Below are 12,481 nucleotides of genomic sequence, written 5' to 3'. Positions count from 1 at the left end.
GTATTTCATGAGTAGGGTGAGGCCTGTGCCACCGGACGCAACCGAGACGAAGCGGCGCATCCTCGTCGCCGCTCGACGCGAGTTCGCGCAGCACGGGCTCGCTGGCGCCCGCATCGACCGCATCGCCGAGCAGGCGATGGCCAACAAGCGGTCGATCTACGTGCACTTCGGGCCGAAGGAGCACCTCTTCGACCTCGTCGTGATCGACGCCCTCGCCGCCATGTCCCTCGCCGTGCCGTTCACCGCCGACGACCTGCCCGGGTACGCGGGGAGGCTCTTCGACTTCCTGCTCGCGGATCCCGAGACTCTGCGGCTCAGCACCTGGGCGACCCTGGAGCGGCCCCAGGCGACGGAGACGGAAGCGGACGCCTACCGCGTGAAGGTCGATCAGCTGCGTGAGGTGTACGGGGCCGACGCTGTCGACGTCCTGGTCCTGGTGCTGGGCCTGGTGACCGCCTTGCCGGTGGGGTCCCCGGCGCTCCTCTCGCTCGGGGAGCCGCGGACGACGCCGGAGGCGCTCGCCGTGCATCGCGCGCTGCTCGTCGAGGGTGTCGCGTCCCTGATCGCGGGGCTCGGCGGATCCGCATCCGCCTGAGCGGCCCGGCGTGAGGCGCGGGTCGTTCCTGCCGTTCTTGCCGTCCCGCTTCGGTCGTCCCTGTCGTTCCTGCCGTCCCGCTTCGGTCAGCGGGTCAGCCAGCGCCGGAGGGAGCGGGTGACCCAGGGCAGCACCCAGTAGGTCATGATCGGCGTGAGCACCAGGGTCGTCGCGAGCACGCGGAGCCAGATCGGTAGGGCGTCCCATCCGGGCACCGGCGTCATCAGGTACGTGAACAGCACGTTCACCGGGAAGAAGCCGAGCCAGATCGACACGGCCTGCTTCCAGCGCGGCGGGGAGGGGGCGACGGTGATGGTCGTGGTGCCGGTGGAGGTGGGGACCGAGATCGTCCCGGTCGACGGTTCGTCGAACCAGCCCTCGATGCCGGTGCGCCGGTGTGTGCGCTCGCTGAGGACGAATCCCTCGCCCATCGACAGCCACCACGCCCGCTCGCTCGACGCCTCCCAGGCCTCGAGCGCCTCTTCGCTGCGGAAGCGGTAGAGCATGTGCCAGTGGTGCGAGGCGTCGCCGTCGCGCACCCATCCGGATCCCAGGAACCCGGGGTGGCCGCTGGCCAGGTTCACCCCCGTCTGCACCCAGGCGGTGGCCTCCGCGATGCGGTCGGGATCGACCTCGCGGCGGATGGAGACGGTGACGGGCTCGGGGGAGTCGTGGGACATGGGTGGGTCCTCGGTGTCGCGCGGGCGCACCGGATCGCGGCGGCCTCGCGGGTTTCTCATGGGTTCCCTCGCCGGGGTGACCGGCTGCAGGGCGTCTACGAGTGTAGGTGAGCCGGCGGCGTGCTGACATGACGGCCTCGCATCCTCACCGAGGCAGGAGACTCCTGAGAGCTCGCCGAAGCGATGACTCCGATCCGAAGCCGCTCTTCTCCGCGGCCTCAGCCATGCTGAGGCCGTCGCGTTCCAGAATCTCGTGCGCAAAGGCTGTGCGGTGACGTCGTATCTCGTCGGTGACGCTGAAGCCGGCTGTTGCCGCAATTCGTTCGACCGTGCGTCGCGATACCTCGAGCTCGGCAGCGAGGCGCGAGACATCGAAAGAATGCGAGGAGAATCGCTGTTCGATGATCTGCAGTATGTCCGGGGTCGCAACTTGCCGCGGTCGTCCGGCTTCTGAGAGAAATCCGTCGACCAGCCCTTGAGCCACCTGGCGCACAAGTCGACGGACGATGGCGTCCTCCGTCGTGGTGGTTGATTCCTGAGTTGCCAGTATTCCGCTGAGCAGCGCGTATGAGGCGTAGAGGACGGTTGTGCCGACGGATTGACGCGGCGATCGATACATGCTCATCGGGGCTGATTGGACGATTGATCGGTCGAAAGTGAAGAGAAGAATGTCGGTGGCCTTTCCGGCGTGGATATCGATCGTCGATCGATCTGGACCGAATGCGACGAATCCTCCTCCGTCTCCGATTGCCATTGGGGCTGCCGTTGCGAACTCGACGCTTCCGCGATTGACGAAGATGAACGTGTAGGCGCCTCTTTCGCGACTTCCCTCGTTCCTGTAGACAAACTCCGCGCCAGACGTCAGCACGCGCCAGATATCGATTGATTGAAGGCTGGCGATGGTAAATGCGGTGTGGGTTGATATCGACGATGACTCAATCAATATGCGCCTTTCAAGCGTCTCGCGCATTTCCTCCCGCAGAGGTGCCGTGTAGACGATGTGCGCTCTGATTAGCGGGTCGATCATCCAGGCATGCCGACTGTGTACGAGTTCCGGTCCGGGAGAGTCATGCGCGTCTCCTTTGAAGGCATGTCTAGCCGATTCGGCGGTAGCCTCGTGATCTTCCAGGCGGGACGGTAGAGAATGTCCGAAATGTCCCCAGCGATGCGTCTGGGGACGAGCCAGTATCAGCCGCCTTGACGGCAAGGTTGTGCGAGGCGATGGTGGCGGAACTTCCGCACCGACATTGACAAAGAATGGGCTGTCGGTCAACGGGTCGTACCGGTCTCTCGCCGAGACCAGCGCAGAGTGTCGCGGCGCGCCGGAGCAGCCACAGGTGGGCTGGCTCCGGCGCGGCCAGTTAGGCGACGATTCCGGTAAGCGATCCCGCGTACCAGTACTGCCAGTCCGTCGGCGAGAAGCTGGTCCCCGGGTACGGCGAAGCCATCATCAGCGTCACATCAGCTGTGCAGGACGAGGTGCTCACTGTTCCGTCCATGTAGACGGTCGTGAACTGCACGTTGGCGGTGAACGTCGTCCCCGTGATGTGATGCGACAGGCTGGGCCCTGAGGTGAGGTCGGTGGCCGGAGCCGACCAGCCGACATTCCCCGCATAGATGACTGCATAGCCGAGCGCCGAGACATTGGAGACCGGAGTGACGCCGGAGTTCGGCCCGTACACGATGCCGGCGCCTGAGCCGCCGGCTCCGGGGATGTTCACAACACCAGCTGGGTTGTAGACGGGCTGGACGCTGCCACCGTCCGAGGTCGAGACGGTCGTACCCGGAGCCGCCTGGATGTGGGAGTCGTAGTTGACGAGATAGCTGACGTAGCGAACGTCATCCGGAACGACGCAGTTGTACTTCAGCGAATAGTAGGCGACGAGTGCCGTGCCGTAGGTGCGGGGCGTGTCGACGTTATCGATCGGAGCCGTAAGCCACGTGTTCGCTGGCGGACTGCCGATGTTCTGGGCCGTCGGGTCCCAACTGAAACACCCATTGCAATCAGTCGGCGTGACGCTCGCCGATGCCATCGGCACAGCAGCCGCTGCGGCGATAACAGGAAGGGACCACGCCGCGCCCTTGACGATCGTCCTCCGGGGAAGCCCGACGGCGCCGCTCCCCTCGACCACAGGCCCGCCCTCAAATTCCTTACTCATCGATCATCTCCTTCTTGTGTCGTCGATAGCAGCACGGTGACCCGGCGATGCCGTCGGCCCCCAGAGTCGTCCCCGCGATGCATTGCGACGATCGCATCATCGGGGGATCGGGGAAGAGGCCCGAGAGCGGATCGACGCAGATTGATCCGAACCTGCCGCACTTTGCTCGCCAGGCTGCTTTGGGCACCATCGTGGTCGTGTCCAGCTTTGGCCGGCCGGAGACGGGTTCGCTTGGTATGGCCCGATCATCGTGCCGTCGGGCGCCGTCTTCGCATACACGGCGATCGAGATGGTCGGCATCGCGGCGGGTGAAGGGGAGGATCCGAAACGCGAGGTGACGAAGGCCGTGAACGCTCCGCAGTCTCGGCATGGCGAAGCAGGTTCCGGGTTCACGCTCAAGCTGAGCGGGTCCGGCGTCCCTCTAGGTGGGCATCGTGATGTGCGACGCTCACGATCGGCATCGCTCGGCGAGAGTCCCTCGACGCGAACGTCTCGCCCTCCCGCTACCGACCGCATCGGCTTCGCAAGGACCGCTGGCGCCACAATGAAAGAGAGTCCAGCCGATGGCGGGACTCTCTCTCATATGTCTGTGACGATCATCCTGCGTTGACGTTGTTGAAGAGCGCGTATCTATTAGAATACCCGGTGTTGTTTGAAGGATCTATGTCCGTCGCCCCGCTGGTGCCCACAGAGAAGCTCGCCGTCGTTCTGGCGCTCAGCGAGTTCGTCGCGGTGTTTGACGTATCATTCAGTGGCACTTGAAATGTGATACTGAAAGACATTCCTGCCGCGATCGAGACGGGGACCGCATAGGAGTATACCTTCCGGTAGGCAAGGGGGGAGTCGCTTATCTGTTCGCTGCCGGTGCCGATGAAGACCGGTGAGAGGCCAGACGGGTCCGATATGATGGTCGCGTCTCCCCAGATCACGGCGAACGGGAGGCCAAAGGTGATCGTGCCTCCTGGCGGTAATGCGTCCGGGCCATTATTCGTATAAGTCATCGTGAAGGAGAGGACGCGAGGCCCCTGCCAGTACGGATAGCCGTCGTGAGTGCCGTTTCGAGGTTCGTTCGGCAACCTTGCAACGGCTGTCAGATCTACCGACACCGTCGACGCCGCTGAGTGGGGAACGGCAGTCGAGGCGATAATTATGGGTACCGACCAGGCTGTCCCCTTGAGGACGGTTCTACGATTGACGTTCGAGTCTTTCATCATCACTTTCCTTTCGTCCAGACGGCACGCTCGGAATCTTTGCAACACCTTATGGTTCTACGGTGACCAGGGGGTTTCGTCACGATTGTCTAATGTGTCATCTGCCAGCGTTTCGATCGCACGTCTCATGGACGCGACGGACCCGAATCCGCTCAATGCTGCAACATCTGTCAATGACTTATATGATCCTCGTTGTATGGTTTCAATCGCCACTACCGCACGGCAATGGCGGATCGTTTCCGAGATGCTGAATCCACTTTCGGCAGCTATTCTCTGCACAGTCCTTTTGGAAATTCCGAAATGTAGTGCTATTGCCGATGAATTGAAAGCGACCGATGTGCACGAGCGCTCAATCAAGCGTTGTATCTCCAACCCGGAGACAGAGGGTTTTGTCATTGTGGGAAGGGTGCACTCGTCGACCACTGCTTGCGCCACCTGGAGCATCAATCGGCGCATCACCCTTCCTCCACCCGCCGGTCCGATCGGCGTGGGTCTTACGACCTCGCTAAGAAACGCGTATGTTGCTCCGAAGACAGGGGAGTGATCCGGGATCGTGAGGTGGCCTCGAACGGTTCTAAGGTGGTCCGCATCGACGGCGAGAATTGTCAAGTCTGTTGCCCGGTTGGTGATAATGCTCTTCAGCCTGGCTCCTTTCCTGTAGATTGCCAACCCGCCTCTGGCTCCGACGCTCGGGGCTATGGTGGATTCAAACTCCGGCTCGCCCATGTTTACGAAGATCATCACAACCGACGCTATTCCGAGGGTGTCTCTAAACGTCAGCCGTGCTGTCGATGTCTGTAAGCGAAGAACCAGTAGGTCGGGAAACCTGAGAGCATCAATTCTTATTGGCCCACTCGGAAGATCTTTCGACGTGACAAGATGGAGATTCTCGTCGAGCCAGGCGCGCTCGCTTGGTGCGGAAGGGTCGATGCTTCTGTGATACTGACGAATCGCACCCGAGTCGGCCAAGGTTTCGCCCTCCCCCCAAGGACAAAACTAAAATGATTCATGCGCGCTTTCCGAGCGTTGGCACAACCAGATGGGGCCGTTAACGCGGCATCTATGCGGCGACCCAGGTTCCGGAGTAAGAGTTCGGTCCTGCTCCTCCGATGAAGACGGGAGTCCACGTATATGTTGTCGGCCCCAGGGGTGCACAGCCGCCGGTAATGTCGACGACAATCTCCAGTCTGGTGAGATATGACAGGGATCGGTCGATGTTGCTGATCGCACCAGATACCCCATCGGGCCCAAAGGTTGCGGTCACAGAAGGGCCTAGTGTCTGTGTCGTCACTTCTCCGTTCTCCCAGTACTCGGTGATGGAGAGAACGGTCCCTGTAATGTCCGGGCACGCCGTGGAGTCGATAGGGGCGCTAAACCCGAACCCATTCGAGGTGGGGCTGCTGTAACTGATGGTGAAAATGCCGCCACTTGTGGCATTTGCCGTTCCGCTGGCCATTGCGGAAGGCGCTGCAACCGCTGCCGCTATCACGGGAAGCGACCATGCTGCGCCTTTGACGATCGTTCGACGCTTGATCTCATGGTTCGAGTTGGCGTCGATTTCTTGGAAGTCGCGTTGCATAGTTTTTGCTCACTTACATCTCATTTAGCTGATGGATACGTCTTCGACATTCCTGATATTGCTGGTTTCGGACGTCGACGCGTTTGAGTCTCATGCATCGAGTGGATTGCGGCGACCTGAGAGCACGGATGGCGCGATTTGGCGCAGATTTGGCGCGATCTGGCGCGAGATCTCGCGGGCGAGCAACGGCGGGCTCAGGCATTCACGGACCATGTTCTCGGCGAGCGCGGCAGGTTTCGGACCTGTCATCGGGCCAAGCATGCGCCAAGGGCTTCGATGAAGCCGTTGCGCGCCTTCCATCCGGGCCTTAGATAAGGCCCGCTACAGATGCTCCTCCCCGCTTCGCATCAAACATCGCAAGGAGAACCCATATATGACCGACTACCTGCTTATCTACCGTGCCGACCCGGCTGCAATGCCGGACCCGACGCCCGAACAGGCTGCCGAGATGATGTCCGCATGGAACGGTTGGGCTGAGGAGGCGGGGGACGCCATCGTGAATTTCGGCGATCCGACCGCCCCCGTCTCGCCCGGCGCAGATCCCACAGTCGCCGGATACTCGTTGCTCCGCGCGGACTCCTATGAGGAGATCGCTTCGTTGCTCGACGATCATCCGCACGCTGCCATGGGCGGGACGATCGACGTCTACGAGGCTCAGCCCATCCCCGGCGCCTGAAAGCGCTGCTGAAACACGGAGCCCTCGGACTGCACACTGCGGCCCGAGGGCTCCTGGACGCTGCTGCCAGCGTGACGATGCCCGCCACCTCGCGAAGCGAGCGCGGGTGCTCTGCGATCGAGCCGGATGGAGCTCGGCTGTTGCGGCGGGAGGATGATGGAGGGATGAACGCTCGCAGCGAGGCCGTGATCGTCGATGTCGTCCGCACCCCGGTGGGGCGGGGGAAGCCGGGCGGCGCGCTGTCCGGCGTCCATCCCGTCGATCTCGCCGCCGGCGTCCTGCAGTCCGTGCTCGGACGCAGTGCGATCGACTCGGCGCAGGTGGACGATGTGATGCTCGGCTGTGTCAGCCAGATCGGCGAGCAGTCGATGAACATCGCCCGCCAGGCTGTGCTCGCCGCGGGCTTCGACGAACGGGTGCCGGCGACGACCATCGACCGCCAGTGCGGATCGAGTCAGCAGGCGGTCCACTTCGCGACGCAGGCGATCGCGGCCGGCGCTGCGGAGATCGTCGTCGCGGGCGGGGTCGAGTCGATGAGCCGGGTCCCGCTGGGATCCTCGCTCGCCGGCGTCTCGCCGATGTCGCCGCGGATGCGCGAGCGGTATCCGGCCGGGCTCGTCAACCAGGGCGTCTCCGCCGAGCTCATCGCCCAGCGCTGGGGTCTCTCCCGAGACGATCTGGACGCGTATGCGGCCGAGTCCCACCGCCGCGCCGCTGCGGCCTGGACAGAGGGACGCTTCGCCCCGTCCGTGATCGCCGTGCCGGAGGCCCCCGAGGCCCGGGCCGACGAGACGGTGCGCCCCGGGACGACCGCCGAGGGACTCGCGGGCCTTGCCGCCGCCTTCCGCACGGACGAGCTCGCCGCCCGCTTCCCCGAGCTGGACTGGCGGATCACCGCGGGCAACTCCTCGCCGCTCACCGACGGCGCCTCCGCGGCGCTGGTCATGAGCGCCGCACGGGCGGAGAGCCTCGGCCTGCGTCCGCGGGCGCGGATCGTGGCGACGGCGGTGGTCGGCGACGATCCGCTGCTCATGCTCACCGGGCCCATCCCGGCGACGCGCCGCGTGCTGGAGCGCGCGGGCCTCGGGATCGACGACATCGACACGTACGAGGTCAACGAGGCCTTCGCCTCGGTCCCCCTCGCCTGGGCCGCGGAGGTCGGGGCGGATCCCGCCCGCCTCAACCCCTGGGGCGGCGCGATCGCGCTGGGGCACGCGCTCGGCTCCTCCGGGACGCGACTGCTCGGCACCCTGCTCGACCACCTGGAGGCGACCGGCGGCCGCTACGGGCTGCAGACGATGTGCGAGGGCGGCGGCATGGCCAACGCCCTCATCATCGAGCGTCTCTGAGGCGTCCTGCCCGCCTCGTTCCTCTGCCCGTCCCGCCCCTTCTCCTGCCCTCCCTCCCGCCGGTACGCCTGCACACCTGCACGACCGTGGCCCGTCTGCACGACGGGGTTGGGGGTTTGGTCGTGCATCCGTGTCCGGGTCGTGCAGGTGTGACTGATGTTCGGCGGTCCGGATCGGGCAAGGGAGGCGGCGGCGGCCCCGGCGGACGGGAGCAACTACCGACGACCGAGGAAAGGTCGAGGAAAGGGGAGACCCCCGCCGACCCGATTCGGCGGGGGTCTCGCGGTCCATGACCGCGGCGGGCGCCCGAGGAGGGGCGGAACCCGCAGGCGCGAAGGGAGCACCACCCATCCGGTCAGAGTCCATGTTCGCGCAGTCACCGTTCTACGCGGCGGACATGGACGAGAGGTGAACGCGACGGGAAGGGTCTCGCCGCAAATACAAGGACACCCTAGTAAATTCCTGGATCCCCACGTATCATCGACATGATGCCAATGACGGCACGAGAGGACCGAGCACAATGATCCGTGACATCCCCCACTTCGTAGGCGGATCGCGCCAGGACGGCGCTTCCGGACGTTTCAGCGACGTCTTCGACCCGAGCACCGGGACCGTGCAGGCGCGGGTGGCGCTCGCCGATGCGTCCGAGGTCCGCGCCGCGATCGCGAACGCCGAGGCCGCCCAGCCCGGCTGGGCCGCGACCAACCCGCAGAAGCGCGCCCGCGTGTTCATGCGCTTCCTCGAGCTCCTCCGCGACGAGCTGGACCCGCTCGCCGAGCTGCTCTCGCGCGAGCACGGCAAGACGGTCGACGACGCGAAGGGCGACATCCAGCGCGGCGTCGAGGTGATCGAGTTCTGCGTCGGCGCCCCGCACCTGCTCAAGGGCGAGTTCTCGACCGGCGTCGGCACCGGAATCGACGTCTACTCGATGCGCCAGCCGCTCGGCGTCGTCGCCGGCATCACCCCCTTCAACTTCCCCGCGATGATCCCGCTGTGGCAGATGGGGCCGGCGATCGCCGCAGGCAACGCGTTCATCCTGAAGCCCAGCGAGCGCGATCCGTCGGTCCCGGTGCGGATCGCCGAGCTGTTCCTCGAGGCAGGACTGCCCGCGGGCATCCTCAACGTCGTGCACGGCGACAAGGAGGCGGTCGACGTCCTGCTGACCGATGAGCGCGTGCGCGCGATCGGCTTCGTCGGATCCACCCCGATCGCCGAGTACATCTACACGACCGCCTCGGCGCACGGGAAGCGCGCTCAGTGCTTCGGCGGCGCCAAGAACCACCTCGTCGTCATGCCGGACGCCGACCTCGACCAGGCCGCCGACGCGCTGATCGGCGCGGGCTACGGCTCGGCCGGCGAGCGCTGCATGGCGATCTCCGTCGCCGTTCCCGTGGGGCGCGAGACGGCCGACGCGCTCGCCGCGAAGCTCGTCGAGCGGATCGCGAAGCTCCGGGTCGGTCCATCGCTCGCCGAGGGCATGGACTACGGCCCGCTCGTCAACCGCGCCGCCGTGGAGCGGGTCGAGGGGTACATCCAGCAGGGCGTTGACGCGGGGGCGACCCTCCTCGCCGACGGGCGGGGCTTCACCGTCCCCGGCCACGAGGACGGCTTCTACCTCGGCCCGACGCTGTTCGACGACGTCACGACCGACATGTCCGTCTACCGCGAGGAGATCTTCGGGCCCGTGCTCGTGATCGCCAGGGCGGAGGACTACGAGGAGGCGCTGCGCATGGCGTCCGACCACGAGTACGGCAACGGCGTGGGCATCTTCACCCGCGACGGGGACGCCGCCCGCGACTTCGTCGCCCGGGTCGAGGTCGGCATGGTCGGCGTCAACGTCCCGATCCCGGTGCCGATCGCGTACTACACCTTCGGCGGCTGGAAGCGGTCTGGCTTCGGCGACCTCAACCAGCACGGAGCCGACGCGTTCCGCTTCTACACGAAGACCAAGACGGTGACGAGCCGCTGGCCCAGCGGGATCCGCGACGGCGCCAGCTTCGTCATCCCCACCATGCACTGAGCCCACGAGGCCCGTCCAGGAGAGAGCCCATGACCATCGTCACCACCACCACGGCCGAGGAGCGCGCGGCCATCATCGGCGCCGTCCGCGAGTTCGCCGAGGCCGAGCTCGCGCCGTTCGCCATCGAGCGCGACGAGAAGCACGAGTTCCCCCGCGAGGCGCTGGGGCATGCCGGCGAGCTGGGCCTCGGCGGAATCTACGTGCGCGAGGAGTCCGGCGGGACGGGCCTTGCCCGCATCGACACCGTCGCGATCTTCGAGGAGCTCGCGAAGGGGGACCCGACGGTCGCCGCCTACATCTCGATCCACAACATGGTCGCCTGGATGATCGACGCCTACGGCACCGACGCCCAGCGCGCCGAGTGGCTGCCCGGGCTGACCGTGATGGCGGACTTCGGCGGCTACTGCCTCACCGAGCCCGGCGCGGGCTCGGATGCGGCGGCGATCACGACGAGCGCGATCCGCGACGGCGACGACTACGTGCTCACCGGGGTCAAGCAGTTCATCTCCGGCGCCGGCGAGGCGGCGGTCTACGTCGTGATGGCCCGCACGGGCGAGCCCGGTGCGCGCGGGATCACGGCGTTCCTGGTCCCGGGCGACACCCCGGGGGTGAGCTTCGGCGCGAACGAGAAGAAGATGGGCTGGCACGCGCAGCCCACGCGCCAGGTGATCTTCGACGAGGCCCGCGTCCCCGCGACCAGCATCCTGGGCGAGGAGGGGCAGGGCTTCCGGATCGCGATGTCCGCGCTCAACGGCGGCCGGCTCAACATCGCCGCCTGCTCGATCGGCGGCGCGCAGTGGGCGCTGGACCGCGCGGTGACCTATGTGCACGAGCGGTTCACGTTCGGGGAGGCGCTCGCCGAGAAGCAGGCGATCGTGTTCGCGCTCGCGGACATGCGCACCGAGCTGCACGCCGCGCGCCTCATGGTTCAGGACGGCGCGACGGCCGTCGACGAGCACGCGGATGACGCGGCGGAGCGCTGCGCGATGGCGAAGCGGTTCGCGACGGATGCCGGGTTCGACGTCGCCAACAGGGCCCTTCAACTGCACGGCGGCTACGGCTACCTTCAGGACTACGGGATCGAGAAGGTCGTGCGCGATCTGCGCGTGCACCAGATCCTGGAGGGCACCAACGAGATCATGCGCCTGATCGTCGGGCGCGAAGTCCTCAAAGCGGACTGAAGGACCAGTCCGGAAGGAGCGTCACGATGAGGATCGCATTCCTGGGGCTGGGCCACATGGGCCTGCCCATGGCACAGAACCTGACGAGGGCCGGCCACGAGGTGATCGGCTTCGACGTCGTCCCGGCGGCGGTGGAGGCGGCGAGGGCGGCCGGGATCGAGGTCGCCCCCTCCGGGGTCGCCGCCGCGGCCGACGCCGACGTGGTGCTGACGATGTTCCCGAGCGGCAGGCACGTCATCGACGCGTATCGCGACGGACTGCTCGCCGCGGCACGCTCCGACACCCTGTTCATCGACTCGTCCACGATCGCGGTGGATGAGGCGCGCACCGCGCATGGGCTCGCGCTCGCGGCCGGCCACCGCAACATCGACGCCCCCGTCTCCGGCGGGGTCGTCGGCGCCGAGAACGGCACGCTCGCGTTCATGGTCGGCGGATCGGATGCGGACTTCGCGACGGCGCTGCCGATCCTGGAGACGATGGGCAAGCGGATCGTGCACTGCGGCGGGCCGGGGCTCGGCCAGGCCGCGAAGGTGTGCAACAACATGATCCTCGCGATCTCGCAGATCGCGGTCGCCGAGGCCTTCGTGCTGGGCGAGCGGCTGGGGCTGGAGCATCAGGCCCTCTACGACGTCGCCTCCAACGCCTCGGGGCAGTGCTGGGCGCTCACCACCAACTGCCCGGTTCCGGGGCCCGTGCCGACGAGTCCCGCCAATCGGGACTACCGGCCGGGGTTCGCCGGGGCGCTGATGGCCAAGGACCTGGGCCTTGCGCTCCAGGCGATCGACGGCACGGGGACGGACGCCCGGATGGGGCGGCTCGCGCAGGAGATCTACGCCGCGTTCGCGGCGGGCGACGGTGCGGGCCGGGACTTCTCCGGCATCATCACCGACATCCGCGACGCCGGCTGAGGAGGGCGGGCCCTTACGGGTTGTCGGCTCGCAGGCCGGCGGCCCCGCCGGAGCCGGCGCCTCGCGGGGAACATCCGCCCAGGGCCTCGGGTGATACTGGATGTGCCGCGACGGCGCGGCCGG

General features: G+C 66.3%; 15 protein-coding genes. 8 read left to right on the top strand and 7 right to left on the bottom strand.

The annotated features are described in order from the left end of the window. Nucleotides 1-25 precede the first annotated feature (25 nt). The gene (locus J2Y69_RS07100) at nt 26-595 is read left to right on the top strand and encodes a TetR/AcrR family transcriptional regulator (RefSeq protein WP_310018992.1); all 570 of its coding nucleotides are present in this window, start codon (nt 26-28) and stop codon (nt 593-595) included. An 86-nt stretch (nt 596-681) separates the two neighbouring features. Here the strand turns inward: J2Y69_RS07100 and J2Y69_RS07095 are convergent, their stop codons facing one another. The 3 genes from J2Y69_RS07095 to J2Y69_RS07085 all read right to left on the bottom strand — a co-directional run bounded on the left by J2Y69_RS07095 (nt 682) and on the right by J2Y69_RS07085 (nt 3,434). Further along, entirely contained in the window at nt 682-1,275 is a 594-nt protein-coding gene (locus J2Y69_RS07095) for an antibiotic biosynthesis monooxygenase (RefSeq protein WP_310018990.1), read from the bottom strand. 145 nt (nt 1,276-1,420) lie between these two features. Next, nucleotides 1,421-2,302, bottom strand: a complete 882-nt coding sequence (locus J2Y69_RS07090; RefSeq protein ID WP_310018988.1) for an AraC family transcriptional regulator — start codon at nt 2,300-2,302, stop codon at nt 1,421-1,423. Nucleotides 2,303-2,636: 334 nt separating this feature from the next. Further along, nucleotides 2,637-3,434, bottom strand: a complete 798-nt coding sequence (locus J2Y69_RS07085; protein WP_310018987.1) for a hypothetical protein — start codon at nt 3,432-3,434, stop codon at nt 2,637-2,639. A gap of 244 nt (nt 3,435-3,678) precedes the next feature. Here J2Y69_RS07085 and J2Y69_RS07080 point away from each other — a divergent pair, with 244 nt between their 5' ends. Continuing rightward, a complete protein-coding gene (locus J2Y69_RS07080) occupies nt 3,679-4,044 on the top strand; it encodes a hypothetical protein (protein ID WP_396653058.1) in 366 nt (121 codons plus the stop codon). Here the strand turns inward: J2Y69_RS07080 and J2Y69_RS07075 are convergent. Then, complete coding sequence (locus J2Y69_RS07075) at nt 4,031-4,648, bottom strand: hypothetical protein (RefSeq protein ID WP_310018985.1); 618 nt, start codon at nt 4,646-4,648, stop codon at nt 4,031-4,033. The two genes, J2Y69_RS07080 and J2Y69_RS07075, sit on opposite strands and share 14 nt — an antisense overlap. 54 nt (nt 4,649-4,702) lie before the next feature. Next, nucleotides 4,703-4,924 carry a hypothetical protein gene (locus tag J2Y69_RS18055; RefSeq protein WP_396653057.1) on the bottom strand — a complete coding sequence of 74 codons (222 nt, stop codon included), beginning with the start codon at nt 4,922-4,924 and terminating at the stop codon, nt 4,703-4,705. Between J2Y69_RS18055 and J2Y69_RS07070 the strand changes: the two genes are divergently transcribed. Continuing rightward, nucleotides 4,842-5,189: a hypothetical protein gene (locus J2Y69_RS07070; protein WP_310018983.1), complete on the top strand. Its 348-nt coding sequence runs from the start codon at nt 4,842-4,844 to the stop codon at nt 5,187-5,189. The two genes, J2Y69_RS18055 and J2Y69_RS07070, sit on opposite strands and share 83 nt — an antisense overlap. A 516-nt stretch (nt 5,190-5,705) precedes the next feature. On the opposite strand, the gene J2Y69_RS07065 is transcribed toward J2Y69_RS07070, so the two are convergent. Further along, a complete protein-coding gene (locus tag J2Y69_RS07065) occupies nt 5,706-6,224 on the bottom strand; it encodes a hypothetical protein (RefSeq protein WP_310018981.1) in 519 nt (172 codons plus the stop codon). A 90-nt stretch (nt 6,225-6,314) separates the two neighbouring features. Further along, nucleotides 6,315-6,473, bottom strand: a complete 159-nt coding sequence (locus tag J2Y69_RS07060; protein ID WP_310018979.1) for a hypothetical protein — start codon at nt 6,471-6,473, stop codon at nt 6,315-6,317. Between the two features lie 124 nt (nt 6,474-6,597). Here J2Y69_RS07060 and J2Y69_RS07055 point away from each other — a divergent pair, with 124 nt between their 5' ends. The 5 genes from J2Y69_RS07055 (at nt 6,598) to mmsB (ending at nt 12,358) form a co-directional block, all read left to right on the top strand. Next, nucleotides 6,598-6,900, top strand: coding sequence for a YciI family protein (locus tag J2Y69_RS07055; RefSeq protein ID WP_310018977.1), 303 nt, complete (start codon nt 6,598-6,600; stop codon nt 6,898-6,900). Between the two features lie 164 nt (nt 6,901-7,064). Next, the gene (locus J2Y69_RS07050; RefSeq protein ID WP_310018976.1) at nt 7,065-8,249 is read left to right on the top strand and encodes a thiolase family protein; all 1,185 of its coding nucleotides are present in this window, start codon (nt 7,065-7,067) and stop codon (nt 8,247-8,249) included. A gap of 520 nt (nt 8,250-8,769) precedes the next feature. Further along, on the top strand, nt 8,770-10,269 hold the full coding sequence (locus J2Y69_RS07045; RefSeq protein ID WP_310018973.1) for a CoA-acylating methylmalonate-semialdehyde dehydrogenase: 1,500 nt from the start codon (nt 8,770-8,772) through the stop codon (nt 10,267-10,269). 29 nt (nt 10,270-10,298) lie between these two features. Further along, nucleotides 10,299-11,450 carry an acyl-CoA dehydrogenase family protein gene (locus J2Y69_RS07040; RefSeq protein ID WP_310018971.1) on the top strand — a complete coding sequence of 384 codons (1,152 nt, stop codon included), beginning with the start codon at nt 10,299-10,301 and terminating at the stop codon, nt 11,448-11,450. Between the two features lie 26 nt (nt 11,451-11,476). Beyond that, on the top strand, nt 11,477-12,358 hold the full coding sequence (gene mmsB / locus J2Y69_RS07035; RefSeq protein ID WP_310018970.1) for a 3-hydroxyisobutyrate dehydrogenase: 882 nt from the start codon (nt 11,477-11,479) through the stop codon (nt 12,356-12,358). The last annotated feature ends 123 nt before the right edge of the window (nt 12,359-12,481 follow it).

It is taken from the genome of Microbacterium resistens (assembly GCF_031456305.1).
GTDB lineage: Bacteria > Actinomycetota > Actinomycetes > Actinomycetales > Microbacteriaceae > Microbacterium > Microbacterium resistens_A.
Note: the sequence above shows the minus strand (reverse complement) of the source record. Positions and strands in the feature narration are given on the sequence as shown.

What these genes read in the sequence shown, in the direction of transcription:
- J2Y69_RS07095 (WP_310018990.1), bottom strand. Translation starts at nt 1,275, where the DNA reads ATGTCCCACGACTCCCCCGAGCCCGTCACCGTCTCCATCCGCCGCGAG.
- J2Y69_RS07090 (WP_310018988.1), bottom strand. Translation starts at nt 2,302, where the DNA reads ATGATCGACCCGCTAATCAGAGCGCACATCGTCTACACGGCACCTCTG.
- J2Y69_RS07085 (WP_310018987.1), bottom strand. Translation starts at nt 3,434, where the DNA reads ATGAGTAAGGAATTTGAGGGCGGGCCTGTGGTCGAGGGGAGCGGCGCC.
- J2Y69_RS07075 (WP_310018985.1), bottom strand. Translation starts at nt 4,648, where the DNA reads ATGATGAAAGACTCGAACGTCAATCGTAGAACCGTCCTCAAGGGGACA.
- J2Y69_RS07070 (WP_310018983.1), top strand. Translation starts at nt 4,842, where the DNA reads ATGGTTTCAATCGCCACTACCGCACGGCAATGGCGGATCGTTTCCGAG.
- J2Y69_RS07065 (WP_310018981.1), bottom strand. Translation starts at nt 6,224, where the DNA reads ATGCAACGCGACTTCCAAGAAATCGACGCCAACTCGAACCATGAGATC.
- J2Y69_RS07060 (WP_310018979.1), bottom strand. Translation starts at nt 6,473, where the DNA reads ATGACAGGTCCGAAACCTGCCGCGCTCGCCGAGAACATGGTCCGTGAA.
- J2Y69_RS07055 (WP_310018977.1), top strand. Translation starts at nt 6,598, where the DNA reads ATGACCGACTACCTGCTTATCTACCGTGCCGACCCGGCTGCAATGCCG.
- J2Y69_RS07050 (WP_310018976.1), top strand. Translation starts at nt 7,065, where the DNA reads ATGAACGCTCGCAGCGAGGCCGTGATCGTCGATGTCGTCCGCACCCCG.
- J2Y69_RS07045 (WP_310018973.1), top strand. Translation starts at nt 8,770, where the DNA reads ATGATCCGTGACATCCCCCACTTCGTAGGCGGATCGCGCCAGGACGGC.
- J2Y69_RS07040 (WP_310018971.1), top strand. Translation starts at nt 10,299, where the DNA reads ATGACCATCGTCACCACCACCACGGCCGAGGAGCGCGCGGCCATCATC.
- mmsB (WP_310018970.1), top strand. Translation starts at nt 11,477, where the DNA reads ATGAGGATCGCATTCCTGGGGCTGGGCCACATGGGCCTGCCCATGGCA.